Source organism: Janthinobacterium sp. SUN033, assembly GCF_030397595.1.
Classification (GTDB): domain Bacteria; phylum Pseudomonadota; class Gammaproteobacteria; order Burkholderiales; family Burkholderiaceae_D; genus Janthinobacterium; species Janthinobacterium kumbetense.
On record NZ_JAPQNV010000001.1, the window covers coordinates 840,535 to 865,552 of the forward strand.

Annotated in this window: 20 protein-coding genes; 17 read left to right on the forward strand and 3 right to left on the reverse strand. The window is 63.7% G+C overall.

Going from position 1 to position 25,018, the window contains the following annotated elements; all coding sequences use genetic code 11:
• Positions 1–63: 63 nt before the first annotated feature.
• From OX460_RS03895 to OX460_RS03920, 6 genes are all read left to right on the forward strand, one after another.
• Complete coding sequence (locus OX460_RS03895) at positions 64–1,683, forward strand: amidohydrolase family protein (protein ID WP_289897720.1); 1,620 nt, start codon at positions 64–66, stop codon at positions 1,681–1,683.
• Between the two features lie 58 nt (positions 1,684–1,741).
• On the forward strand, positions 1,742–2,605 hold the full coding sequence (locus OX460_RS03900) for an HET-C-related protein (RefSeq protein WP_099667787.1): 864 nt from the start codon (positions 1,742–1,744) through the stop codon (positions 2,603–2,605).
• 301 nt (positions 2,606–2,906) lie between these two features.
• Positions 2,907–3,995, forward strand: coding sequence for a sigma 54-interacting transcriptional regulator (locus OX460_RS03905; RefSeq protein WP_289898411.1), 1,089 nt, complete (start codon positions 2,907–2,909; stop codon positions 3,993–3,995).
• A gap of 233 nt (positions 3,996–4,228) precedes the next feature.
• Positions 4,229–5,320: an LLM class flavin-dependent oxidoreductase gene (locus OX460_RS03910; protein ID WP_289897721.1), complete on the forward strand. Its 1,092-nt coding sequence runs from the start codon at positions 4,229–4,231 to the stop codon at positions 5,318–5,320.
• Positions 5,321–5,354: 34 nt separating this feature from the next.
• A complete protein-coding gene (locus OX460_RS03915) occupies positions 5,355–6,509 on the forward strand; it encodes an LLM class flavin-dependent oxidoreductase (protein WP_289897722.1) in 1,155 nt (384 codons plus the stop codon).
• A gap of 220 nt (positions 6,510–6,729) precedes the next feature.
• Entirely contained in the window at positions 6,730–9,102 is a 2,373-nt protein-coding gene (locus tag OX460_RS03920) for a TonB-dependent receptor (RefSeq protein ID WP_289897723.1), read from the forward strand.
• 62 nt (positions 9,103–9,164) lie between these two features.
• Here OX460_RS03920 and OX460_RS03925 read toward each other — a convergent pair whose 3' ends face one another.
• A complete protein-coding gene (locus tag OX460_RS03925) occupies positions 9,165–10,217 on the reverse strand; it encodes an ABC transporter substrate-binding protein (RefSeq protein ID WP_289897724.1) in 1,053 nt (350 codons plus the stop codon).
• Between the two features lie 225 nt (positions 10,218–10,442).
• On the opposite strand from OX460_RS03925, the gene OX460_RS03930 reads away from it, so the two are divergent.
• The 8 genes from OX460_RS03930 to OX460_RS03965 are packed head-to-tail and all read left to right on the forward strand — an operon-like array spanning position 10,443 to position 18,229.
• Positions 10,443–11,192 (forward strand): class II aldolase/adducin family protein, encoded by a 750-nt coding sequence (locus tag OX460_RS03930; protein ID WP_099668503.1) that lies wholly within the window; start codon positions 10,443–10,445, stop codon positions 11,190–11,192.
• Positions 11,193–11,214: 22 nt separating this feature from the next.
• Positions 11,215–12,288: an ABC transporter substrate-binding protein gene (locus OX460_RS03935; protein ID WP_289897725.1), complete on the forward strand. Its 1,074-nt coding sequence runs from the start codon at positions 11,215–11,217 to the stop codon at positions 12,286–12,288.
• The gene (locus OX460_RS03940; RefSeq protein ID WP_289897726.1) at positions 12,285–13,139 is read left to right on the forward strand and encodes an ABC transporter permease; all 855 of its coding nucleotides are present in this window, start codon (positions 12,285–12,287) and stop codon (positions 13,137–13,139) included. The genes OX460_RS03935 and OX460_RS03940 overlap by 4 nt, the downstream gene beginning before the upstream one ends.
• A complete protein-coding gene (locus OX460_RS03945; RefSeq protein WP_289897727.1) occupies positions 13,136–13,900 on the forward strand; it encodes an ABC transporter permease subunit in 765 nt (254 codons plus the stop codon). Before OX460_RS03940 ends, OX460_RS03945 begins: the two co-directional genes overlap by 4 nt.
• A complete protein-coding gene (locus tag OX460_RS03950; protein ID WP_289897728.1) occupies positions 13,893–15,158 on the forward strand; it encodes an MFS transporter in 1,266 nt (421 codons plus the stop codon). The genes OX460_RS03945 and OX460_RS03950 overlap by 8 nt, the downstream gene beginning before the upstream one ends.
• The gene (locus OX460_RS03955) at positions 15,155–16,036 is read left to right on the forward strand and encodes an ABC transporter ATP-binding protein (protein ID WP_289897729.1); all 882 of its coding nucleotides are present in this window, start codon (positions 15,155–15,157) and stop codon (positions 16,034–16,036) included. The genes OX460_RS03950 and OX460_RS03955 overlap by 4 nt, the downstream gene beginning before the upstream one ends.
• A 33-nt stretch (positions 16,037–16,069) precedes the next feature.
• On the forward strand, positions 16,070–17,128 hold the full coding sequence (locus OX460_RS03960; protein ID WP_289897730.1) for an ABC transporter substrate-binding protein: 1,059 nt from the start codon (positions 16,070–16,072) through the stop codon (positions 17,126–17,128).
• Between the two features lie 48 nt (positions 17,129–17,176).
• A complete protein-coding gene (locus tag OX460_RS03965) occupies positions 17,177–18,229 on the forward strand; it encodes an ABC transporter substrate-binding protein (RefSeq protein ID WP_289897731.1) in 1,053 nt (350 codons plus the stop codon).
• A 19-nt stretch (positions 18,230–18,248) separates the two neighbouring features.
• On the opposite strand, the gene OX460_RS03970 is transcribed toward OX460_RS03965, so the two are convergent.
• Positions 18,249–18,371, reverse strand: a complete 123-nt coding sequence (locus OX460_RS03970) for a hypothetical protein (RefSeq protein WP_255206395.1) — start codon at positions 18,369–18,371, stop codon at positions 18,249–18,251.
• A gap of 174 nt (positions 18,372–18,545) precedes the next feature.
• Here OX460_RS03970 and OX460_RS03975 point away from each other — a divergent pair, with 174 nt between their 5' ends.
• Both OX460_RS03975 and OX460_RS03980 read left to right on the forward strand, forming a co-directional pair.
• Complete coding sequence (locus OX460_RS03975; protein ID WP_289897732.1) at positions 18,546–21,239, forward strand: polysaccharide deacetylase family protein; 2,694 nt, start codon at positions 18,546–18,548, stop codon at positions 21,237–21,239.
• A 2-nt stretch (positions 21,240–21,241) separates the two neighbouring features.
• The gene (locus OX460_RS03980) at positions 21,242–21,625 is read left to right on the forward strand and encodes an immunity 22 family protein (RefSeq protein ID WP_289897733.1); all 384 of its coding nucleotides are present in this window, start codon (positions 21,242–21,244) and stop codon (positions 21,623–21,625) included.
• Here the strand turns inward: OX460_RS03980 and OX460_RS03985 are convergent.
• A complete protein-coding gene (locus OX460_RS03985) occupies positions 21,607–22,830 on the reverse strand; it encodes a response regulator (RefSeq protein ID WP_289897734.1) in 1,224 nt (407 codons plus the stop codon). The genes OX460_RS03980 and OX460_RS03985 overlap by 19 nt on opposite strands.
• Before the next feature lie 95 nt (positions 22,831–22,925).
• On the opposite strand from OX460_RS03985, the gene OX460_RS03990 reads away from it, so the two are divergent.
• Positions 22,926–25,004: a TonB-dependent receptor gene (locus OX460_RS03990; RefSeq protein ID WP_289897735.1), complete on the forward strand. Its 2,079-nt coding sequence runs from the start codon at positions 22,926–22,928 to the stop codon at positions 25,002–25,004.
• Positions 25,005–25,018 lie beyond the last annotated feature (14 nt).

The window sequence follows — 25,018 nt, forward strand, 5'->3', positions numbered from 1 at the left end:
TTGCTCAAGCCATGTCCCATAGATTGCGTAAACAGTCCTGACATTAACTTGCCGACGGGACCTTTGACCATCGATGCCCACTGCCACATTTTCAATGGCACGGATATCCCTGTCATGGACTTTGTGGGAAAGGTGCTGGTTGGGGAGGCCAGCCCGCTGGGACCTGCGGCAATGGCTGTCGGTGCGCTGCTACAAGGCCTTGCGTGGTCATTGGCGCCTTCGGGTAATGTGGAACTGCAGACGCTCCGGGAGTTGTCCCCCCAACTGGCTGCTTGTACAACCGAGCAGGCCAAGATTGAGGTCATTTCACAGCTGCGACGAAACGCATATGCAGCCGGTACGGCTTCCTTGAAGACCGCTGCCGCTACCTCCCCCCTGTACCTGCCATTCATTGTGGAAAAACAAAGCAAGCTCCTTGTTCCCGATATGCAGACCCGTTTGCAAGTCGAGGCCCTGGAAATTATTGACAAGCTTCCTGCCACGATTCCCGATTTGGACAAGGACGCTCCAGAGCCATTGGACATGCTGAGTGGAGACAGGTCGGTGATGGGTGTAATTAAATTCATCCTTCAAAATTTCCAATACCGGTATGTAAATATTCAGCAATATCTGCGCACATTTAATGTTCCCGGGGTTCGAACGGTGGACCTCCTTATGCCCAGCATGGTCGATTATTCGTGGTGGATCTCAAAGGGGAAAACAACAGGGACGACGCTCGAAACGCAGGTCAAGGTCATGGAGCAGTTGTCCATTATGACGGGAGGGAGAATGCACGGATTCGTGCCATTCTGTCCGTTGCGAGAAGTGGCGTTCGGCAAGGGGGAATCAGCTACCAGTTCTTTTGCTCTTGTCCAGGGCGCGCTTGATGAACATGGATTTATCGGCGTCAAGTTATACCCACCAATGGGCTTTGCCGCGCTGGGAAATCAGTATATTCAAGATGCGGAGCCCGATTTCTGGAAGCGTTGTTGGTTGCCGGAGTGGGTACAAAATACCCCTGATTTGGGAAGGTTGCTTGATGACGCCTTGCGCCGGCTTTATGGCTACTGTGAAGAGCATGGTGTACCTGTCATGGCGCACACGGGTCTTTCTAACGGGCCCAGCATGGCCTTCAAGAATCTGGCCGGCTCCAGATACTGGGCGTGCGTCTTGAAGGAGTTTCCACGCCTGCGTATCAACTTCGGACATTTTGGCGACACGTCAATCGTGAAAGACCAGCGTGCAGGATTCTCCCTTGCCGAAGCATTTGCAAAGGAAATGAATCCAAGCGGACCTGGGGAATTCGCGTACGCCGATGCTGGATTCTTTACCGAGGTGATATCGGACCAGGCTGAACTCAAGGCCGATCTGCAAAAGCTCTATGACCTTACCGCCCAAAAGGGTTCTGCATCGTTGGCGAATCGCTTTTTATATGGCACAGACTGGGAAATGAGCCTGACAGCCAGCTCAATTGGAAGCTATTTGAGCGATTTTATGAAACTTTTCAAAGAGCTTGAAGAACTGCCATCTCTCAGAGACGAAACCGCGACGACGCTCTCGAATAAATTCTTTGGCGATAACGCCGTACGTTACGCAGGCTTGTCCCGAGGCGGGAAAACGCGTTTGAGGTTGCAGACATTCTATGACAAACATGGCGTAAAGCCGCCTGCCTGGTTGTTGAAAGTTGATGATCGATTCGGTTAGCGGAAAAGAGCATGGTGCGGGTGTCCGAAATTTCACTTTCAAAATTTGGAGATTATCGATGTCTAACAGACTCCGGCAGTCGGTTGCTATCATTTTCTCGCTCATGGCTATGGGAGCCTCGGCAGCGGATATCGATATGGAAAAAATCCAGCAAGAAATTCCTGCGGCAAAAGATGAATCCATATCCGTTATTTGTGAGAGATGCAATTCTGATTTCAAGATAAGCGAGCATAAAATACTGCTGGATGGCCTGAGCAGCCGGAGGTATGTGCGCCAAATGCAAATTGCACTTTACATGCAAGATATCGTTCATCAGACTGCATCAAAAGCCCACTTCGACAACTGTGATTTTTCCGGAGCTATCGCTTATATTGCACAACTTAAAGCCGAACTGGACGAGCACGCTGAAGCGGCCACGGTTCTTCTCATGGCAAAAAAACCATTGTTGGTGAATCTGGAACTGAATCTGGCCTTCCTGTCCCTGGGACAGGCACTGCATGGAATTCAGGACTTCTATGCTCACACGAATTATGTCGAAATCAATATCGATCATGCCAGCGCTTTATCGGACTTCAAGGTTGTCAAAACCTGGGGAGACCAGGCAGAAGAGAATATTCAAAAATGGCAAGAGGTGGGTCTAAAATCTGGATACGTGAGTTGGGGGGCACCAAAGAAATGTGCTGTTCCATATGAAACGCATGGAGAGATGGCTAAAGACTCAAAGGAAACTGATCGAGGGAAAAAAACTATTTCAAAGTTTGGTAATGTTACCCATTTTGAAGTGGCTCAGGGACTTGCCAAAGATGCTTCAAAGAAATTTATTCTTGACGTATTCGCAGAGTGGCCGATTTTAAACGCAGTAAGTCAGGGAACGATTACACTCGATGTGTTGGTGGACAGCCGGGCGACCGTTTTGAAGTAGCGACGAAACAAATCCCGGCAAGGTCAGTGTTGAAGTCGGGGAGGGATGACGCCATCGCCAGCCAAAGTGCGCCGTTTGCGACAAAACAGCGTTCACTCCCGGCTCTTCGCATATGCAAATTCCGGATAAGCTAGCGCGGCACCATTCGTTCACGCCTGGAGATGGAGCGCGGTATAGTCGGCCCATGGAACTCTTAGCCCACAACTTCAGCAGCGATTTCGCGCGCAGCGCCCACCTGGCCCGCGGCGCGGGCGACGACGGCGACAGCGAGGCGCTGGTCGCCTTCCGCGACCCGCAGCAAATGAGCTTGCTGGTACGCGCCACGGCCTTTGTCTTTGCCGACCCCCGTTCGCGCCAGTTGCACGAGCTGATCGAACGCATTGCCCCCAGCGAGGCGACGGTGCTGATCACGGGCGAAACGGGGACGGGAAAAGAACTGATTGCGCGTCACGTGCACGGCTTGAGCGGCCGCGCCGAACAGACCTTCGTGGCGATCAACTGCGGCGCGTTTTCCGAAACCCTCGTCGAGAGCGAGCTGTTTGGCTATGAAAAGGGCGCGTTTACGGGCGCGCAGCAGGGCAAGCCTGGCTGGTTCGAGACGGCCAGCGGCGGCACCCTGTTCCTCGATGAAATCGGCGACTTGCCGCTGGCGATGCAGGTCAAGCTGCTGCGCGTGCTGCAGGAGCGCGAAGTGGTGCGCCTGGGCGCGCGGCGCGCCATCCCCATCGACGTGCGCCTGATCGCCGCCACCAACGTGGACCTGGCCGAGGCCGTGCGGGCAGGGCGCTTCCGCGAAGACCTGTATTACCGCCTGCAGGTGATCGGCCTGCCGCTGCGCCCCTTGCGCGAGCGCCCGGGCGACGTCATGCCGCTGACGCGCCACTTCATGGCCATCTATGCGCAGCGCCTGCACCTGGGCGAGGTGGAACTGGGCCTGGACGCGCAAGAGGCCTTGCTGGCCTACCCATGGCCGGGCAACATCCGCGAACTGGAAAACGTCATTCACCGCGCGCTGCTCGTGTGCCGCAGCGGCGTCGTGCGGGCCGAGGATTTGAGCCTGTCGGGCTGGCACAGGGCGCCCGCTGCCGCACCTGTCCCCACGCCTGTCTCCGTGCCTGTGCCAGACGCCTGGGCGGGCGGCGCCGACATCGCCTATGCGGCCCACGGCACTGCCGGCCAGGACGATTTATTGGCGGCCGAGCGCTTCGCCCGCGCCTGGCAAGCCTTGCTCGACTCGGGCGAAGCCGTGGAATTCGAGGCGATGCAGCAGGAACTGGTGCGCGCCGCGTGGGAGCGCAATGAGCGCAACCAGGTGCGCACGGCCAGGCACTTGAATTTGAGCCGCAACATCCTGCGCACTTTCCTGAAAAAGGCGGGCGCCATCGACTAGGCGCATGCGCGACCTCCCGGAGCCGGACCCGCAGCGATGCGGCTCCGGCTTTTTTCATGGCTGCTGCGCGCGCAGCATATTGCTGCCATGGGGGCAGCGGATTGCTGCCAAATCAACAGCGGCGGGCAGCGGCGGGCCTCTGCGGCATGGCATGTTTTCTGCGAGGAGGGTAGGGCAGGCCGCTGCGCGATGCGCATACGGCCTTTTCTTCGACCCACGACAGGAGTCCACGCATGACCATAGAATTCATCTGGCAATTGCCCACCAGCGGCGATGGCCGTTACGCGGCGCCCGGTATCACGCGTCGCGGCGAACGGGCCGCCGGCGCGCCCAGCCCCCTGCAGGCGGGCGTGAGCGACCCGCGCGGCGCGCGTCCGCCATTCAATTATTTCGATTATTTGCACCAGATCGCCCGCGCGGCCGATCTTTCCGGCTTCGACGGTATCCAGGTGCGCCACGATACGCAGGGCGATGAAAGCTGGATCGTCGCCGGCTACCTGGCCCGCAGCACGCGCCACCTGAAACTGATCGCGGAATTCGACGCGGCCTGGGGTTCGGCCGTGTATGCGGCAAAGAACGCCGTCAGCTTCCAGCGCTTCACGGGGGGACGCTTCGCCTGGCAGATCGGCCCTGGCGGCGACGCGGCAGCGCGCCGGCGCCAGGGCGATGCGGCGCCGGAGGCCGACATCCTGCCCCGCATCGATGAATTCATCACGGTGGCGCGCGGCGTGCAGAATACGTCGCCGTTCAGCTTCAAGGGCAAGTTCTTCGAAGTGCAGGACGGGGGCTTCAAAGGGCCGCTGGCGAACCATCCCGTGAACGGCATCTATCTGACGGGCGAGTCGCCTGAAGCGCTGGCCCTGTCGGCGCGCCAGGCCGACGTGCACGTGTTCGACGCGGCGCCCGTGGCGCACTTGCAGCCCGCCATCGGCAGCCTGCACACGCAGGCGCGCCAGCTGGGCCGCGCCGTGGCGGCGGGCTTGCGTATCGACGTGCTGGCCCGCGAAACGTTCGACGAAGCCTTGCGCGATGCGCGCCGCTACCGCAGCGGGGCGGGGTTGCCTGACGATGCCCCGTCGGCTGATGGCACGGCGGGCGGTGCAGCCTTGTTCTGGCCCGGCTTTGCGCAAGCGCAAACGGGCGCCCGCGGGGCCCTGGTCGGCAGCCATGCACAGGTCGCCGCAGCGCTCGAAGCCTACGCGCAGGCCGGTGTGTCCAGCTTCGTGCTGGCGGCCATTCCCCATTTCGAGGAAGCCTACCGCATCGGCGAGCACGTGCTGCCCCGCGTGCGGGCAGCGTTGCGCGCCCAGCTGCAAGCGGCTTGAGTCCCCGTATCCAACCTATTCAAGGAGTACCCATATGGCTATCGATTTTTTCTGGCGCATCCCCACGCATGGCGAACCGAGTTCGCACCGCGCCCGCACGCCGTTTCGCGGCGACTGGTTTCCCGGCAATGACAACCTGCGCCAGGCCGGCCTCGGTGGCGGCGGCGCCGACGGTTTTACGTATATCGACTACCTGGCGGAAATCGCCCGCGCGGCGGAATTGTCCGGCTTCCAGGGTGGTTTGATACCGTCTTTCCCCATGACGGACGAACCGTGGGCCATTTCCGCGCTGCTGGCGCGCGAAACGAGCACTTTCCGCTTCATGATCCCGTTCCAGCCCGGCTTCCTGAATCCCGTGGTGGCCGCGCGCATAACCGCCAGCCTGCAGCGGGCCACGGGCGGGAGGGCCCTGTACAACGTGATCACGGGCGGCGGCGGTCCGGCGCAGCTGTGGTGGGGCGATTCGGCCGGCCACGACGACCGCTATACGCGCACGACGGAATTTCTCGACGTGGTGCGCGGCGTGTGGCGCGGCGGGCCGTTTTCCTACCAGGGCAAGTTCTACCAGGTGGAGGATGCGGGCCTGGCCACGCCGCTGTCGGAGCAGGATTTCCCCGAGATTTACTTTTCCGGCTCGTCCGACGCGGCCCTCGGTTCCGCGTCCAAGCATGCCGATTACTACCTGACGTGGCTGGAGCCGTTCGAGCAGCTGCGCGAGAAATTCGCCCGCGTGCATGAAAAGACGGCGCTGCTGGGCCGCAAGATCAAGTGCGCCGTGCGCGTCGACATCGTCGCCCGCGCCACGGAAGAGGAGGCGTGGGACGAAGTGCGCAAGGGTTTCGAGGCCGTCGATGCGGCCACCCTGCGCCAGTTCCTGGGGGCGGATGGCGGCGATTCCGTGGGCGCGGCGCGCCAGCGGGGCAACCGCCCGACGACCCTGAACAGCTACAAGGACTTGATCACGGCGCCGAACATCTGGTCCGGCTTCAACCTGCTGCGCGGCGGCCAGACGCAGGGCATCGTCGGCAGCTACCAGCAGGTGGCCGAACGCCTGGACGAACTGGTGCAGCTGGGCGCCGACGCCTTCATCCTGGCCAGCACGCCGCACCTGGAAGAAGCGTACAGGGTGGGCGAGGAAGTGCTGCCCCTCGTGCGTGGCCACACGGCGGCACTGCTGCGCGCCGCCTGAGTATCCCCTGTTGCCGCGACAGCAGCGCCACCGCCTGCTGTCGCGCAGGCAGCACGCGGCGGCGCCGCTGCTGCCAAATCAACAGCACTATCATGGCGATAGTCTTCCTTTGAAATCAATCACTTAATGACGATTTTGCTGCGCTGCGGCAGCGGGCATGCCCCTTGCAATACAGGTCATCACCATCTCGCGTTTTGACTTTACTCAAGGATAATCACCCATGCGCCGTTCGACTGCCCCCGCCGCCTTTTCCTCTTTCCCCTTTCACTTGACGCCAGTGCGCCGCGCGCTGCGCTCGGCCTTCGCCATCGGCGGCCTGATGCTCGTCCATGGCATGGCCCATGCCGAAGCGCCCGGCGCCGAGGTCATCGCCGCGGCCGACGCGAACGGCGCCGGCGAGGGCGCCGCGCTGCAATCGGTGACGGTGACGGCGCAAAAACGCGAAGAATCCGCGCAGAAGGTGCCGAGCGCGATCACGGTCCTGGGCGGCAAGGAGCTGCTCGACACGGGCATCGGCCGCTCGGCCAGCGAAATCCTCAATTACGTGCCGAACGCCTCGGCCGGCACGCAGCAGCATGGCCGTCCGCGCTGGTGGATACGCGGCGTCGGTGCGGGCCAACAGCAGATCGACTTTCCGAATCCCGTCGGCTTTTACCTCGACGACGTCTACATCAGCAATTCCAGCGCCACGGGCTTTCCCTTGTTCGACCTGGACCGGGTGGAAGTGCTGCGCGGCCCGCAAGGCACCCTGTGGGGCAAGAACACGACGGGCGGCGCTATCAACGTGATTTCGCGCAAACCGTCGTTCAAGTCCAGCGGCTACGCCAAGGTCGATTACAGCAGCTACGACACCAAGCTGGCCGAAGGGGCCATCGGCGGCGCGCTGGTCGACGAGGTGCTGGCGGGGCGCTTGTCCTTCCACACGGAGCAGCAGGACAAGGGCCGCTTCCACAACCAGTTTACGGGCGAACGCGATGGAAAGCTCAAGGACAGCGCCATCCGCGGCCAGCTCAAGGCCCTGATCGGACGCGATTTGACGGCCAATCTGAACCTGCATTATCGCGACTACACGACCAAGGGCGCCACCACCACCGTGGCCAGCTATGGCGCGAATGGCGTGTACCGCAATGGCTACATCCCCAGCACGAATCCCGATGACGTGAGCACGAATGCGCCGGCCGACAGCGACGTGAAACAGGGCGGCGCGCAGCTGAACCTGGAATATGCGCTGGGCGAGCTGACCCTAACGTCGATCACCGGCTATGAAAACTTCCGCAACGAGGCGACGGGCGACAGCGACAACACGCCGCTGGAAGTGGGCCGCAGCCGCTCGAAGGCGAGCAGCCGCCAGGTATCGCAGGAGCTGCGCCTGACGTCGCCGCAAAACGGCGCCGTGAGCTGGGTGGCGGGCCTGTTCTACTTCAATGAAAAGATCGATTCCGATTCGGCTGGCGCGCGCCTGCCCAACGGTACCGTGCCGGCGCTGGCGGGCAGCACACAGCCCGTCGGCTACAACCGCACCGTCTACCAGCACAAGGCGCGCAGCGCGGCCATCTTCGGCAGCACGACCGTCAACTTCAGCGAGCAGTTCCTGTCCACCTTCGGCTTGCGCTGGACGACGGAAACCAAGGACCTCGATTTGCAGCGCGTGCAGGCCGCATCGAACACGGTGACGTTTGGCGATGCATCGAACTGGTGGAACACGGTCAAGGGCGGCAATTACGCGGCCGCTTCCGTGGCCAACAACAATTTCACGTCGAACCCGTCGACCACGTGGAATGCGCTGACGTATGACGTGACGCCCGAATACCGCTTCAGCCGCACCCTGCGCGGCTACCTGAAATACGCGCACGGCATCAAGTCGGGCGGCTACAACACGAGCGCCACGGACGTGCGCGCCCTGAACACGGTCAAGCCGGAAACCCTGAATTCCTTCGAGGCGGGCATCAAGTCGGAATGGCTGGACGGGCGCCTGAATTTCAACGCCAACGTCTTCCACTATGACTACAAGAACGTGCAGGTGAATATCACGGGCGTGTACAACGGCGACCCCACGCAAAGCGTCAATTACCTGCAAAACGTGCGCAAGGCTCACGTGAACGGTGCGGAATTCGAGCTCGAGGCGCAGCCGACGGACAACCTGCACCTCAACGCCAATATCGGCCTGCTGCGCACGGAATTCGACGATTTCGCCATCCAGAACAATGGCGGCGACCGCTCCGGCAATGAATTCGTGCGCTCGCCCCACGTAACGGCCTTGCTGGCTGCCGACTACCGCTACCCGCTGGGCAATGGCGCGCAACTGGTCTTCAGCGGCGACGTGCGCTATACGTCGAAGCAGTACTACTATGTCGACCCGCAAAATGCCGCGCGCGACCTGCTGAACCAGGGCGGCTTCGCGCTGGCCAATGCGCGCCTGTCGTACGTGCTCCCGGGCGGCAAGCAGCGCATCACGGCATATGCGAACAACCTGGCCGACAAGGTCTACCGCAACCATACGCTCACCAGCTTCGTGCCGGGCGCTGTGAATGGCGACACCGTCATCATCGGCCAGGGCCGCACGGTAGGGGCGTCGTACACGCTGCAGTTCTGAGCGTGACCGCCTGATGTAGAAAGGCCGGCGATTGCGCCGGCCTTGTCGTTTATGGCGCCAGCTTACGCCGCCGCTTGCAGCAGCGCCTCGAGGCGCCGCTGCGCCTCTTCCAAAGGCCGGCGGTCGATCCACGCCTCGATATCCACGTCGCGGTCGAGGAAACCGTGCTGCAGCTGGAAATTCTTCTGCTGGCGGAACAGCGCCACCTTGTCGTCGGACAGGTCGGGCGCCAGGGTCAGGTGAAAACCGTCGCGGTAGGCTTCGGCCACGGCGTCGGCGCCGGCCCGCGTCTCGCCCTGCAGGATGGCCAGCACGTCGGCCTGGTGGCTGCGGGCCCAGTGCGCGGCGCGCAGGGTTTGCGTCAGGAAGCGCACGACCAGCTCGAAATGCTGCTCCAGCATGGTCTCATGCACGGTGATCGGCCGCGGCGTGCCGTTATTCACGCGGAAGCGCCGGTCGGGCAGGGCGTCGATGTCTATGCCCACTTCCAGCCCCGCCGCGCGGGCCGCCTCGGCCGCCGCCGCGCCTTTTACGTAGACGGCATCGACTTCGCCGCGCAGCAGCGGCGCGATGCCTTGCCACAGTCCCGCGCCGAGATTGGCTTGCGCCGGCGCCTCGCCGCCCACTTCCACCAGCTGCACGTCGTCGAGCGTGAGGCCGGCCGACGCCAGCACGCCCTTGTAGCCGGCCAGGCTCATGCCGCGCGCGATGCTGCGTCCGCGCCGGTTGTCGCGCAAGTCCTCGGCGCGGAAGACGGGCAGCGCCAGACGCTTGCCCTGCAGCTGCGCGGGCGTCGCGATGCCGGAGCCGGGGCGCACGAGGATGGCTTGCCACTCGTCGATCCAGGTCAGGCCGATCAGCCGCGTGGGCGCCCCTTGCGCGCGCGCGGGCAGGGCCAGCAGGTTGCCGCCTTCGCGCACGAGCGTGGACAGGCCGTGGTCGTAATGGTGGCGCGCCAGCTCGCCGCCCACTTCCTGCAGGGTCTTTAACGCGATGCCGTCGCGGGCGAATTCCTCGTCCAGCCAACCCAGTTTGTAGGCCAGGCCCGTGGCCGTGGGCACGGGGCAGCGGGTGAACCAGACGGTATCGGCGGCGGGGGATGGTGCGGTAGTCATGGGATTCCTTCGTGGTGGTGGAAGCCTGGAACCGTGCAGGAAACGTGCCCGCGCCGCTTGCTGGCTGGCCGACAGCGCGTGCGGACGGTGCTGCTGCCGCGCCAGCAGCCGCTGTTGCGCAGGCAGCAGCCATGCACCACTTTCCCCGCGCTGGCGCTGGCACGCGTCTTGCGAAAGTAGAGGCAGGACTGACCCGTATTCCAACCCCAACGAATGGAGCATGACATGACGGACGTGGCACAAGCGGAAGCACAACAAGTACAGGTGCAGGAGTTGACGGCGGCCGAACTGGCCTTCGTGGAGCAGGTGCGCCGCGATGCGCAGATCGCCTTCGACGGCTTGCGCGAGACGGGCAGCCTGACGGCCAATGGCACGGTGGGCTTCGTCGAGCGCACGCCGGGCGGCGACAAGGTGGTGGTGGTCAACGATCCGGGCCCGTTCCGCCGCGGCCAAGCCCTGAAGGCGGCCGTGCTGGCGCTCGACGGCACGGTGCTCGCGGGCGACGCGAACAACGGCGGCGCGCGCTACTTAAAACTGTTCCGCGAGCGGCCGGAGGTCACGTCGATCTCGCACGTGCACTCGCCGTCGCTGGGCGCATGGGCGCAGACGCACCGCACCCTGCCGATCCGCTACGTGCCCGTGCAGCGCTACCAGCTGGTGCGCGAAATTCCCATCTATATCGACCGCCGCCAGCCGGAAGTCGATTTCATCCTCGGTGAAATCGCCCGCAACACGCATGCGACGGCCATCCTGGAAGCGAATGGCGGCGCCACCGTGTGGGGCAAACAGGGCTTGCTGAAGCTGGCCGAGTTCATCCTGCTGCTGGAAGAGGGCGCGAAGATCCAGATCGCGGCCGAAGCCATCGGCGGTTCGCGCGATTTCGGTCCCGGCGTGCTGCTGCAGCAATGGAAGATGAGCAAGCTGATCGACACGGCGCGCGCGCTGTCCTTGTTACCCGCCACCGACCTGGTGTAACCCTTTCACGAACAGGCCCGCAATGTCATTGAAATTCTTACGTTTGAGCTGGCGCAAGGCAGTCGCCGCCGCCATGGCGGCCAGCCTGCTGGCGCCAGCGATGGCGGCGGCCGCCGATCCGCTGCCGACCGCCGTGCGCATCGCCGTCGTGGCCCGCACGGCGCCGTCCGGCAAGACCGTGTTTGCCGGTTCCGCCGCCCAGGTGGCATCGACTGGGTGGCTGGCCGCCGAACTGGGCAAGCTGGGCGTGAAGCTGGAATGGGTGCCCGTCACCACCAATTCCGTGGCGACGCAGGTCAATGAAGCGTTTGCCAACCATTCGATCGATCTGGCCCAGTATGGCGACTTGCCGTCGATTATCGCGAATGCCTCGGGCTTGCAGACGCGGCTGATCTTGCCCGGCGGCAGCGCCAACAATACCTATCTGGTGGTGCCGAACGCTTCCACGGCGAAATCGATCCAGGATTTGAAGGGCAAGAAGATCGCCCTGCACCGTGGCCGGCCGTGGGAATACCCGTTCGCGCGCCTGCTGGAAGCGAATGGCATGACCTTGCGCGACGTCAAGATACTCAACCTGAATCCGCAGGCGGGCGCGGCGGCCGTGGCGACGGGCGGCGCGGATGCCTTCTTTACCCTCAGCGACGCCTTCTTGCTGGAAGATAAAAAGGTCGGCAAGATCATCTGGTCGAGCAAGGCGCCGCCGCAGGATTGGAAGATGCGCGCCGAGCTGTGGGCCGACAGCGGCTTCCTGCAACGCTGGCCGCAGCTGGCCCAGCTGGTGGTGACGGCCTATGTGCGCGAACACCACCGGGCCGCCGGCGCGGGCGGCGAAGACGAATACGTACGCACGGAGGCGGCTGCGGGCCAGGTGGAAAGCGTGGTGCGGCGCGAACTGGCGGGCGACCACACGCCGTGGCAGGCGCGCTGGTCGCCCTTGTTTACGGCCAGCCTGCGCCAGCATTATGTGGGCGAGGCCGCATATGCGAAGAGCGCGGGCTTGATCGGGCGGCCCCTGCAAGTCGACAGCCTGTTTGCGCCCCAGTTCGTCAACACGGCGCTGGCGCAGCTGAAACTGCAAACGTACTGGGCGCCATGACTTCCATCGCCCGCGCCATCGCCTTGCCGCGCACCCCCGCGCCAGCGCGTGCAGCCTCAGTCCCCTTGCTGCAGCGCTTTATCCGTTCACCCTGGTCCGTGTGGGCGTCGCCGCTGGCCTTGCTGCTGCTGTGGACGGCCGCCACCACCTTCGAGTGGATGCCAGCGCACATCTTGATGTCGCCATGGCAAGTTCTTCTGACGGCGCGCGACCTGGCCGAAAGCGGCGAACTGGGCCAGCACCTGGGCATCAGCCTGTTCCGCCTGCTGGCCGGCTTCGGCCTGGGCGCCAGCTGCGGCCTGGCCTTTGGCGTCGTGCTGGGGCTGTCCCCTGGCTTGCGCGCCTATGTCGACCCCGCCTTCAATGTCTTGCGCCAGTTGCCGACCGTCGCCTTGATCCCCTTGTTCATCTTGCTGTTCGGCATAGGCGAGAGTTTTAAAGTGTTTATTGTCGCCAAGGCCAGTTTCTTCATCGTCGCGCTGGCCGTGCATGACGCCATCCGCAACCTGTCGCAGCGCTACTTTGAGGTGGCGCAAGTGTATTGCTTTTCGCGCTGGCAGCGCATCCGCCTGATTGTCTTGCCGGCCATCGTGCCGGCCGCGCTGACGGGCATGCGCATCGCCCTGTCGCGCTCGTGGATGGTGCTGGTGGGCGCGGAATTGCTGGCCGCGGACAGCGGCTTGGGCCAGATGATGGAAATGGGCCGGCAAATGTTCCGCCTCGACGTGGTGATGGTGGGCGTGGTGCTGACGGGCGTGATCGGCTTTGGCCTGGACCGGGCTTGCCACGCGCTGGAAGCACGGCTGATGCGCTGGAAACGTAGTGGCGATGGTAAGGGAGGCGCCACATGAAACAACGTTTGATCCAGATCATCAAGGGCGCGCTGTTGCCGCTGGCCTTGCTGGGCGCCTGGCAATGGGCGTCCGGCCAGGGCGCGGCGGCCGCGTATATCTTTGTCTCCCTGGGCGACCTGGCGCACAGCTTGCGCGACCTGGTGATCACGGGCGAGCTGTGGGTGCACCTGTGCGCCAGCCTGGGCCGTACCCTGGCTGGCTTGTTGCTGGGCGGCAGCGCCGGCATCATCACGGGCGCGCTGATGGCGCAGTCGCCGCTGGCGGACCGATTGATCGGCCCCCTGTTCCACGGCATCCGGCAAGTACCGTTGCTGGGCCTGATTCCCTTGCTGGGCTTGTGGGTGGGCAATGGCGACGGCGCCAAGCTGCTGGTGATCGCCATCGCCGCCTTCTATCCTACCGTGCTCAACACCTATGCGGGCATGCGCCAGGTGGAAGGGCGCTTGCGCGAAGTGGGGCAAGTGCTGACCCTGACGCGCTGGCAGACCTTGCGCCAGATCTTGTTGCCGGGCGCCATGCCGGCCATCGTCACGGGTGTCACGCATGCACTGGCGTTCGCCTGGCTCGCTTGCCTGGGCGGCGAGCTGCTGTTTTCAGCCGGTCCCGGCATGGGTTCATTGCTGCTCAATGGCGAAGTGTCGGGCCGCATGGATGTCGTCTTGCTGGCCGTGCTCGTGATCGCCTTGCTGGCGCAGGCGATGAACGTGGCGTTTGCGCGCCTCGCGCGCCTGCTGGTGAAGGGGCGCAGCAGTGAGTGAATCCCTGCCATTCCAACCGGACGCGGCCGTCAGCGCCCGCGAAGGGGAGTTACGCGCCTTCTTGCTGCGCTTTATCGGCCTGACCCTGCTGTCGGGCGTGACCATCGGCATGAACAAGGTGCTGGCCACCTTGCTGGGACTGCATTTGCACGTGAGCAACTTTCAGCTGGCCGCGATCAGCAGCGCGGAAACCCTGGCCATGGCGCTGGGCACCATTCCTGCCGGCTACATCTTGTCGCGCGGCAATCCGAAGCATCTGTACGCGGGTGTCAGCCTGAGCCTGGCGCTGGCCTTTTGCGTGCTGCCGTGGCTGCCCGGCTGGCAATGGGTGGCCTTGCTGATGTTTCTCGTCGGCCTGTGCATTTCCCTGCGCATCGTGGCCATGAGCACCGTGTTTCTCGTGCGCTTGCCGGAACTGGGGCAGGGCAAGGCGGGCTGGTACAAGGGGACGTTGATACTCGGCATGCAGTTCCTGGGGCCCCTGTGCGGCAATTACCTGATCGCGCAACTGGGGCTGAAGGCGGGATTTTTGATTTCGGCCCTGATGTTCGCCATCCTGGCCGTGCTGGGCTGGCAAGTGTTGCCTGACAATACGGCGCCGCGCAAGCAGGCGGGCCACTCCACGCTGCCGGGCGCGGCCAGCCTGCGCGAACTGCTGCGCCTGCCCATCGTGCGCGTGACTTATCTGTTTGAAATCCTCGCCAGCTTCACGGCGTCCAGCGTGGGCGTGTTTTCCATCTTGCTGGCCATCCGCGTGCTGCACTGGCCTCCTCACCACTCCGTCTGGCTGATGGCCGTGCAGGGACTGAGCTGTGTACTCGTGCTGCTGTTACTGGGGCGTTTCGTGCTGGCCAGCCGCTACCGCGAGCAACTATATGGCGGCGCCCACCTGGCCATCATGGCGGCCTTGCTGATCCTCGGCCTGTGGCCTTCCAGCATCGCCTACCTGGGTGCCTCCGTGCTGCTGGGGCTGGGACTGGGCGTGAATAACCTCGTCAATACGGACAATATCGCCCGCGCGCCCGTCGACAAGGCCCGCGTTTCCGCCCATCTGACCCTGTTCGGCATGGTGGGCGGCACGGCCGGCGCGCTGGCGGCGGGCCGCCTGGCCGACTTGACGGGCTTGCGCAATGTGTTCCTGATCTGGCTATTTCCCTGGTTGGCCGCCTGGCTGGTTTTCCACGGCAGCCGCTGGCTGCGCCGCTCGCCGCCCGCTGCCATTCCTTCCCTCGCCCCCACCGCAGAGAGTGCGCCATGAATGATTTTGTTTCCCCATCGGCCTTGTCGCCGCAACAGCAGCACCTGAGCGGCGGCTTGCAAGTGCAGCACGTGAGCAAGTCGTTTTCCCTGAAAGGCGCGCCGCTGCCCGTGCTCGACGATATTTCGCTGACCATCGCGCCAGGCGAATTCGTCGCCATCGTGGGCGCCTCAGGTTGCGGTAAATCAACCCTGCTGCGCCTGCTGGCGGGCCTGGACACGGATTACACGGGCTTGCTGCTGCACGATGGCGTGCCTATCCGTGGCACGGATTTGCGCCGGGGCCTCGTGTTCCAAGATCACCGCCTGTTCCCCTGGCTGACGGTGCAGCAAAACGTGGCCGTGGCTTTCAGCAATACCAAGGTGCCGCTGGCCGAGCGCGAAGCCCGCGTGGCGGCGGAAATCACGCGCGTGGGCCTCGATGGCTATGCGGATGCCTATCCGCATCAGTTATCTGGCGGCATGTCGCAGCGGGCGGCGATTGCCCGCGCCCTCGTCGGGCGGCCCGACGTGCTGCTGCTGGACGAACCGCTGGGCGCGCTCGACGCGCTGACCCGCTTGCGCCTGCAGCAAGAGCTGCGCCGCCTGTGGCAGGACGAGGGCATCACCATGGTGATGGTCACGCATGACATCGATGAAGCCGTCTACCTGGCCGACCGCATCGTCGTGCTCGATGCGCGTCCCGGCAAGGTGCGGCGGGTGCAGGACGTGCCGCTGGCCCACCCGCGCCAGCGCGGCTCGGCCGGCTTTGTCGCCATCCGCGACGGCTTGCATGCGGATTTCAGCGACCTCGACGAATCGCACGCGCCCGTGGCGCGGGAAGAACACCCCAGCAGCTCGTGGGATGGCAATGAATGGGCGCGCAGGATGGCGCTGTAGTTTTTTTGATATCCATCAACCTGGAGATACAAGATGAGCAATAGCAACGCACTCGACACCCTGTGGTACACGCGCTGCCCCGTCCCCACGGGCCTGGGGATAGCCCTGCAGCAAGGCTGGCTGGAAGAAGCCTTGCGCGCCGACGGCACCGGCTTGCGCTCGCTGCGCGAATCGGACCAGGAAGCCGTGCGCGAATCGCATTTCGACCATACCCTGCAGAACTCCGTGCGTCACGGCGGCAATATTCCCGCCCTGTGGGCGCGCGCGGCGGGGCGCGACACCCGCGTGATCGGCCTGTCGTGGTCGGACGAGACGCAGCTGATATTGACCTTGCCCGGCAGCGGCATCCAGACGGTGCGCGACTTGAAGGGCCGGCGCTTCGGCTTGCCATTGTGGAGCAAGGCGCAGATCGACTTTGCGCGCGCGCAAGCCTTGCGGGGGCTGGAAAATGCGCTGAGCCTGGAAGGGCTGGCCGTGGCGGACGTGGAACTGGTCGATTATGTGGTCAATACGGGCCAGAGTGAGGCGGCGCCGGAAAAGGGCGCGGCGACGAATCTGTTCAGCGGCGCCCGGCGCGGCGGGCAAAGCCCGGAATTGCTGGGCCTCTTGCGGGGCGAGGTGGACGCCATCTTCCTGAAAGGCGCGTCGGCCGCCCAGCTGGCGCAGCAGTTCGGCTTGCATACGGTGATCGACACGGGCATCCACCCGGAACCCTTGATCCGCGCCAACAACGGCACGCCGCGCACCCTGAGCGTGGATGCGCACTTGCTGGACAACCATTTTGCTTCCGCCGTCACCCTGGTCGACCAGGTGCTGCGGGCCGAAGCGTGGGCGCGCGGCCATGCGGACGAGACGCGCCGTTTCCTCGCGCGCGAATCGAATGCCAGCGAGCACTGGGTGCAAGTGGCCTACGGCAAGGATGCGCATCTGCGCCTGGACACGGACCTGGCGGAAACGTCGATCGCGGGCTTGCAGGATTTCAGCGATTTCCTGTTCCGCTGGAACTTCCTGCCCAGCAAGGTCGACGTGCGCGCGTGGATCGACCCCCGTCCTTTCGAAGCGGCGCTGGCGCACGCGCGCCGGGCGGCTTGAGCGGGAAGTACGTCAACAGTGGCCATGCTTGATGATGAGGAGAATGCGATGCGGCGACGCACGGTGATGGGCGGGCTGGCGCTGCTGCCCCTGGCGGGACAGGCAGTGTCGGCGGCGAAGGCGGGGGCGCCGCCGGCGGCCCTGCGCATCGCCTCGACGGGTTTTGCAGAGAATGGCAAGGCGGAACTGGGCGGCATCGCTTACCGGGTGCAGCAGGAAGGCTGGCTGGCGCGCGAACTGAAGCAGCGGGGCGTGCGGCTGGAATGGCTGCCCGTCACGGGCGACACGGGCGCCACGATGAATGAAGCGTTCGCCAGCGGACGCATCGACATGGCCGCGTATGGCGACTTGCCGTCCGTCATACTCAACGCGGGCGGCGTGCGCACGCAGGTGATCGTGCCTGCGGGGAGGGGTACGGACCAGTTCCTGCTCGTGCCCACCGGTTCGCGCGCCACGTCGCTGGCCGAGCTGAAAGGCAAGCGCATCAGCGTGCACCGGGGCCGGCCGTGGGAACTGGGCTTGCGCCAGCTGATCGCCGACCAGCGCATGTCGCCCACGGATTTCCGCCTGATTAATATGGATCTCAAACCGGGCACGGCTGCGCTGGCCACGGGCGCCGTCGACGCCTTGTTCATGATCAATGGCTATCCGCTGGAAGACAAGGGCATCGGCCGCATCATCTGGTCCAGCAAGGGCTTACCCGAGCGTAAAATGCGCGCGGAACTGTGGGCGCGGCGCGATTTTACGCAAGCCCATCCCGACATCGCGGAACTCGTGGCCACGGCCTGGCTGCGGGCCCAGCACTGGGCGGCGCTCGACGGCAACCGCGAAGCGATCATCAAGGATGGCACGCGCAACGGCACGCCCGACAGCGTGGTGCGGCGCAGCTACGATGATCCGGGCTTGCAGTGGAAGGAGCGCTGGTCGCCCCTGTATGACGACGCCGTGTACCGCCATTACCGCCGGGTGCTGGCGTTTGCGCAGGAACAAAAGCTGATCCGGCAACCGTTGACGGCGGAAGAATTGCTGGAGCCGCGTTTCGTCGCGGCCGGCTTGAAAAAGCTGGGGCTGGCCAATTACTGGGAACCGGCCAAGGTGTAGCGTCAGCGCGGGACGTGGCTCAATGGGGCAGGCATACGCGTCCCGCCACGTTGATCACGTCGTCGCCCGCATGTGCGCGCAGTTGCAGCAGCATCAGGGCCACGCCCAGCATCAGCGCGGCTGCGCAGAGTTTCTTGTGCATCGTCTTTTCCGTTTTTATGCTCGATGGAGCTTGGTTGTCATATTTACAGCCATATTATTGCCGAAATTCATGTGTGCGGGCTGAGCTTGTGCCAAGCGTGCTTTACAATTATGCATCTTGCGCATCCGCGCCATCTGAATGCTATGCATAGTATGTGAAGGGAATGACAAGCCTGTGACTTCCAAGCCGATCAAGATCGCCGCCACCGTTGTCGTGGCACTCGCCGCTGGGGCCGGCATTTATACGTACACCCGTCCCGCCGCTACGGCCACGCCGGGCGCTCCCGCCGCGGGCAATCCGGCCGCCGCTCCCCAATCGACCGTCGACACGGCCGCCGTGGCCGCCCAATTCCGCGAATTGCTGGGTAATTTCCGCAAGATTATCGTGTTGCTGGCCGACGAGCAAACTCTGCCCGAAGGGGCGCGCGATGAAGCCCGCAAAGTGGGGCAGGCGCTGTTCCATGAAAACCAGGAGCGCATCGCCAGGCTCGATCTTGTGCTGGATCAATTGACGGCGCCCACCAATCCGGGCCGCTTCGAGGCGCTCGACAGTTTATTGACCTATATCGAATCCGATCCCGGCCTGTACGACGCGGACCGCCTGGCGTTCCGCGAACTGCTGCAAAGCATGCTGGCCGACGTGGCCAAGGATTCGTCCCTGCCCGCGATCAAGCTGCACAAGCGCATTTCCGAAGACCTCGACGCGCTGGGCGAGATCGAGCGCAACTACGAGAAGGAAATCCGGCAAATCTTCGGCAACCTGGGCCAGCGCGCCATCGAACTCAAGCGTGAACGGTGGGACGATTACGTGGCGCAGCTGAAAAAACTCTACAGCCGCGAACAGATTCTCAAGGAAAACGGCATCGTCGTGCCCTATGCAACACCGCCGGCTGGCTCCGTGCCCGAAGCCAAGCCCGCACCCAAGAAGGACGAAGCGGAAATCTTCGGCCTCGGCTTGCCGAAGAAAACCATCGTGCTGACCTTCGACGACGGCCCGCACCGCCGCTACACGGAAGAAATCAGCGCCATCCTGAAACAGTATGGCGTGCCGGCCGTGTTCTTCAACGTGGGCCGCAACCTGGGCAGTCTGGACGCGGAAGGCCACGCCAAGCTGGGCGCGGGCGCGGAAGTGAGCCGCAAGCTGATGAAAGAAGGCTATGCCGTGGGCAACCACAGTTTCAGCCACGCACAATTGTCGAAACAGACAGGCGACAAGCTGAAAGGCGAAATCCTCGGCACCGATACGCTGTTGAAGGCCATCAGCCCCGAGCGGGCCGCGCTGTTCCGCTTTCCGTATGGTGCGCGCAACAGCGAAGGTATGGCCGCGCTGGCCGATGCGCATTTGAAATCCGTGATGTGGAATATCGATTCGCTGGACTGGGCCGACCCCGTGCCCAGCTCGATCACCAATCGCGTGCTGGCATCCGTCGACAAAGCGGGACGGGGCATCGTCCTGTTCCACGACATCCACGAACGCACGGTGAAAGCCTTGCCGGCCGTGCTCGACAAGCTGATTGCCGAAGGCTATCAATTCGCGGGCTGGGATGGCACGAGCTTCCAGGTCGCGAAAAGCACGGCCCCGGCGCCGGAAAAGGTGCCCGTCACCACCGGTTACGCCAATTCCTGGGCCGTCGTGATCGGCATCGACGATTACGCGAAATGGCCGAAATTGCAATATGCGGTGCGCGATGCGCAAGGCATCCGCGAGACGCTGATCGAGAAATTCGCGTTCGCGCCCGAGCGTGTCGTGACCCTGAAAAATGGCGAAGCGACGCGCAACAATATCCTGGCCGCCTTCCACGACAAGCTGGCGCATGGCGGCGTGCAAAAGAATGACCGCATCTTCGTCTTTTTCGCGGGCCATGGCGCCACGCGCAAGCTCAGTTCCGGACGCGACCTCGGCTACATCGTGCCCGTCGATTCCGACCCGGCGCAATTTGCCACGGATGCGATTCCAATGACGGAAATCCAGAATATCGCGGAATCGCTGACGGCCAAGCATGCGTTCTTCGTCATGGATGCCTGCTACAGCGGCCTGGGCCTGACGCGCGGCGCCGGTTCCAGCTCGTTCTTGCGCGACAACGCCAAGCGCATCGGCCGGCAAATGCTGACGGCGGGCGGCGGCGACCAGCTGGTGGCCGATGGCGGACCGAACGGCCACTCCGTGTTCACGTGGACCTTGCTGCAAGGCTTGGCGGGCAAGGGCGACCTGAATGGCGACGGCCTCATCACGGCCACGGAACTGGCCGCCTATGTGGCGCCGGCCGTGTCCAGCGTCTCGAACCAGACCCCTGCGTTTGGCAGCCTGCCTGGCTCGGAAGGGGGCGATTTCGTCTTTGAATTGCCGGGCGAGACAGAATTCCTCAGCCCGAACACGACGCAGCTGTCGACGGAAGCCATTGCCCTGAACAGCAAGCTGGACGCCAAACCGGCAGCGGCCAGCGTCACGGTGAAGGATTTGCAGGGCGGCGAACAGAAGATCGTCACGCCTGGCGCCGTGCCGTCGTCCACGCGCCAGCTGGCGCAACGGGCCAACGACCGGGGCTTGCAGCTGTACAAGGAGAAACAGTATGCGGCGGCGGAAGCGCAATTTACGGAAGCGCTGAAATTGCGCCCCGACTTTGCGCTGGCGGCGAACAACCTGGGCTTTGTCTTCTACAAGCAGGAAAAATACCGCGAAGCGGCCCGCTGGTTTGAAAACACGGTCAAAATGGACCCGTCGCGCGCCATTGCCTACCTGAACCTGGGCGACGCGTATGCCAAGGCCGGCGATGCCGCCAAGGCGAAAGCGGCCTATAAAACCTATCTGGAACTGGCGCCGACGGCTTCGACGGCGCCGGCCGTGCGGCAAAAGATGGAGAAGCTGTAAGCGTGTCCGACAGCGTGCCCATCGTCCACGTATTTGCCTGCAACGGGCGCTTTCCCAGCTGGGAAGCGCTGCAGGCTTATCTGTCGCCCACGTACACGGAAGACGGCGATGCCGTACCGTCGCCATTCTTCATGGAAACGGGCCTCACGTCCTATGAGCCGGCCTGTTTCGAGAGCGCCATGCTGGCGTCGGCCGCGCCGCTGGCGCAGCTGCTCGATGGCGCGTCGTATGGCGACAGCTGGCTGGCGCAGGCATGCGCGGATGCGCAGGCGCAGGGCGTGCTGGCCGATGCCAGCGTGTGCGTGTTTGCGCCGAATCAGCTGGCGCACCCGCAGCGCAGTTCGCTGCATTACGTGGGCAGTTACTGTTACTGCGTGGAAGACTGAGCGCCATCCCCCCGTTCCTCATGCAATAGCTTGTTGACGCTGGCCAGCAGGCTGGTGCCCGAGGTGGTGATGAAGCGTGCGCCGGCCGCTTCCGCTTCCGTGCCGTAGCTGGCGATCGTATCTTTGCTGCAATACACGATGATGGGCAGTCCGGGCTGGGCTTGCTGCACTTCGCGCACCGTGCGTATGCCCGCATCCTTGATGCGCCGGCGGTTTTCCACCCGCGCCATGTCCGTGATGAGCAGCGCATAGGGCTTTTGTTGCAGCATGGACAGCGCCTGCCGCGTCGAGACCGCCTGGTCCACCTTGATGTTTTCCCGTTCCAGCTGTTCCACCAGCAAGGTATTGTTGCGCGGATGGTCGTCCAGCCACAGCACCAGGCTGGCGGGTTTTTTCTCCGCAGGCATGCCGGCCAGGGCCGTGACGGCCGCGCCCTCGCACGGCGGATGGGCCAGCAACAGCTGCGTCACGGCTTCCTGCATGTCCTCCAGCGATTTCTGCTGCAAACGGCTCAGTTCCGCCACTTCGATTTCCTTGCCGCTTTGCAGGCGCACGGATTCGTTCTTGACCATGCTGTCGGCCCGCTTGATCATGATGGACAGGTAAATACGCGTGAGCAGGTAGCCGATCAGAAAACCATGCACGGAAAAGAACAGCATGATGCCGCCCACGACGGCCATGGCTGTGGGCGTGTCCGTGTCCAGGCTCGGTGCGATGAAGGCGGCCATGTTGCGCGCGCTGCCGGGCAGGCTTTTGAGTTCGATCAAGCCCACGCCGACGATGATTTTCGTCAGCCAGTCCGAAACTTCCACCAGATTCGAATTGATTTCCATGGGCGTGGGCGTGCCCAGGAACAGGGTATTGCTGGCGTTGCCCGTCGCCGCATCGGCCCCGGCGGCCGGCGGCTCGTCCGTGGCGCGGTCCTTGCCATTGCTGCGCTCGTCGTGCGGCGCCATGTTGACGGTGCCCGAGGGCAGGGTGCGCGGTATGCCGAACAGGAATCCCAGCAGCATGCCGCTGACGCAAAAGCCCAGGCTCCACAGCAGGGCCGGCACGGCATGGTAGTAGGGCGGCAACAGGGCGCCCGCCAGCACGGCCAGCAGCCCCGCCAGCAGGATGAACAGCAGGATATACGGCAGCACGTCGCGCTTGCGCACGTCGGAAGGGGGACTGCCTGCCTTGCCGGTGCTGTCGTTCAGGTTCACGCTCGCTCCTTGAAAAGGCTGAATCCAGGCGCCCATCCACCGCGTATATATAGCCAGCAGGAGCCCGTACTGACATCATAAAAACTGGAGACGCGATGCTATTGAGAAAACGCAAACTGGTGGCAGCTTGTGCACTGGCATTGTTGGGCATGGGGCGCCAAGTGGCGGCGCAAGTTCCGGCCGACGGGGCCACAGGGGCCGACGCGTCGCGCACCGTGCGCGTGACGGGCCACTATGACAACGCCGTCGGCACGTCGGACGCGGCCAGCCAGGGCGTCATCACCAATGAACTGATCGTCAACCGGCCCGCCTTGCGCACGGGCGAGTTGCTGGAATTCGTGCCGGGACTGATCGTCACCCAGCACAGCGGTGACGGCAAGGCCAACCAGTATTTCCTGCGCGGCTTTAACCTCGACCATGGCACGGATTTTGCCACCTACGTCGACGGCATGCCTGTCAACATGCGCACGCATGCGCATGGGCAAGGCTATTCCGACCTCAATTTCCTCATTCCCGAACTGGTGCAGCGCATCGATTACAAGAAGGGGCCGTATTTCGCCGGCGAAGGCGATTTTTCCTCGGCAGGCAGCGCCCGCATCCGTCTGGCCGACAAATTGCCGCAAGGCCAGGCCAGCGTATCCGTCGGCCAGCATGGCTATGTGCGCGGCGTCGTCGCCGATTCAGTCGCTGCCGGGCCGGGCACCTTGCTGTATGGCCTGGAAGTGAACCGCAACAACGGTCCCTGGGACGTGCCGGAAAACGTGCGCAAATATAGCGGCGTGCTGCGCTACAGCCAGGGCACGCCGGACGACGGCTTCAGCGTGACGGGCATGGCGTACAAGAACAGCTGGAATGCCACGGACCAGGTGCCGCTGCGCGCCGTGGCGTCGGGCCAGATCGGCCGTTTCGGCTCACTGGCGCCCAGCGACGGCGGCGACACGTCGCGCTACAGCCTGTCGTACGCCATGCGCAAGCGCACGGAGAAGGGGCTGTTCGAACTGGATGCTTACCTGATCCGCTCGCAACTGGAGCTGAACAGCGATTTCACCTATTTCCTCGCCAATCCGGCCGCCGGCGACCAGTTCCAGCAAAGCGAGCGGCGCACGGTGGCGGGCGTGAACGCGGCCGAAAGCTGGAGTACGGAGCTGGCGGGACTGCCCATGCGCAACAAGGTTGGCGTGCAGGCCCGCTACGACCGCTTGTCGCCCGTGGGCCTGTACAACACGGTGGATCGGGTACGGCAGAGTCCGGTGCGCGAAGACAGCGTGCGCGAAGCCAGCATCGGCCTGTACGGCGAAAACACCGTGCAATGGCTGCCGTGGCTGCGTTCTGTGGCGGGCTTGCGCTACGACGCCTACCGTTTCAATGTGGCCAGCAGCATAGCTGGCAACAGCGGCGCGGCGAACGACCACGTGGTGTCGCCCAAGCTGTCCCTGATTCTTGGTCCGTGGAGCAAGACGGAATTCTTCGTGAACTATGGCAAAGGTTTTCATAGCAACGATGCACGGGGCACGACGCAGACGCGCCTGCCTGACGGGCAAGCTGCCACGCCCGTGACGCCCCTGGTGCCGACGAAAGGCGTGGAACTGGGTGCGCGCACGGAATGGCTGCCGGGCCTGCAAAGTTCGCTGGCCCTGTGGCGCCTCGATATCGCGTCGGAACTGCTGTTCGTCGGCGACGCGGGCGAGACGGAAGCGAGCCGCGCCAGCCATCGCCACGGCATCGAGTGGAACAACCATTACATCGCCGCGCCGTGGCTGCTGTTCGACCTGGACCTGGCCGCTTCGCGCTCGCGCTATACGCAAAACGATCCGGCGGGCAACCACATCCCCGGCGCCATCGACAAGGTGGCTTCGTTCGGCGTGACGGTGACGGACCAGGGCCCGTGGTCGGGCGCTTTTCAATTGCGCTATTTCGGCCCCCGTCCCTTGATCGAGGACAATAGCGTGCGCTCCGCTTCGACTACACTGGCATATGCGCGCCTGGCGTACCAGCTCAACCGCAAGACGCGGCTGTCGCTCGACGTGTTCAACCTGTTTGACAAGCGCGCCAGCGATATCGATTATTACTATGCGTCGCGCCTGCCTGGCGAGGCGGCGGACGGGGTGAACGACCGGCATTTCCATCCGGTCGAACCCCGTTCCGTACGCCTGACCTTGTCATATGCGTTCTGATAACGGTAGACTGG

Bases quoted from the DNA above. Each gene is read 5' to 3' on its own strand.
- OX460_RS03900 (WP_099667787.1), top strand. From the start codon at position 1,742: ATGTCTAACAGACTCCGGCAGTCGGTTGCTATCATTTTCTCGCTCATG.
- OX460_RS03905 (WP_289898411.1), top strand. From the start codon at position 2,907: ATGAGCTTGCTGGTACGCGCCACGGCCTTTGTCTTTGCCGACCCCCGT.
- OX460_RS03910 (WP_289897721.1), top strand. From the start codon at position 4,229: ATGACCATAGAATTCATCTGGCAATTGCCCACCAGCGGCGATGGCCGT.
- OX460_RS03915 (WP_289897722.1), top strand. From the start codon at position 5,355: ATGGCTATCGATTTTTTCTGGCGCATCCCCACGCATGGCGAACCGAGT.
- OX460_RS03920 (WP_289897723.1), top strand. From the start codon at position 6,730: ATGCGCCGTTCGACTGCCCCCGCCGCCTTTTCCTCTTTCCCCTTTCAC.
- OX460_RS03925 (WP_289897724.1), bottom strand. From the start codon at position 10,217: ATGACTACCGCACCATCCCCCGCCGCCGATACCGTCTGGTTCACCCGC.
- OX460_RS03930 (WP_099668503.1), top strand. From the start codon at position 10,443: ATGACGGACGTGGCACAAGCGGAAGCACAACAAGTACAGGTGCAGGAG.
- OX460_RS03935 (WP_289897725.1), top strand. From the start codon at position 11,215: ATGTCATTGAAATTCTTACGTTTGAGCTGGCGCAAGGCAGTCGCCGCC.
- OX460_RS03940 (WP_289897726.1), top strand. From the start codon at position 12,285: ATGACTTCCATCGCCCGCGCCATCGCCTTGCCGCGCACCCCCGCGCCA.
- OX460_RS03945 (WP_289897727.1), top strand. From the start codon at position 13,136: ATGAAACAACGTTTGATCCAGATCATCAAGGGCGCGCTGTTGCCGCTG.
- OX460_RS03955 (WP_289897729.1), top strand. From the start codon at position 15,155: ATGAATGATTTTGTTTCCCCATCGGCCTTGTCGCCGCAACAGCAGCAC.
- OX460_RS03960 (WP_289897730.1), top strand. From the start codon at position 16,070: ATGAGCAATAGCAACGCACTCGACACCCTGTGGTACACGCGCTGCCCC.
- OX460_RS03965 (WP_289897731.1), top strand. From the start codon at position 17,177: ATGCGGCGACGCACGGTGATGGGCGGGCTGGCGCTGCTGCCCCTGGCG.
- OX460_RS03970 (WP_255206395.1), bottom strand. From the start codon at position 18,371: ATGCACAAGAAACTCTGCGCAGCCGCGCTGATGCTGGGCGTGGCCCTG.
- OX460_RS03990 (WP_289897735.1), top strand. From the start codon at position 22,926: ATGCTATTGAGAAAACGCAAACTGGTGGCAGCTTGTGCACTGGCATTG.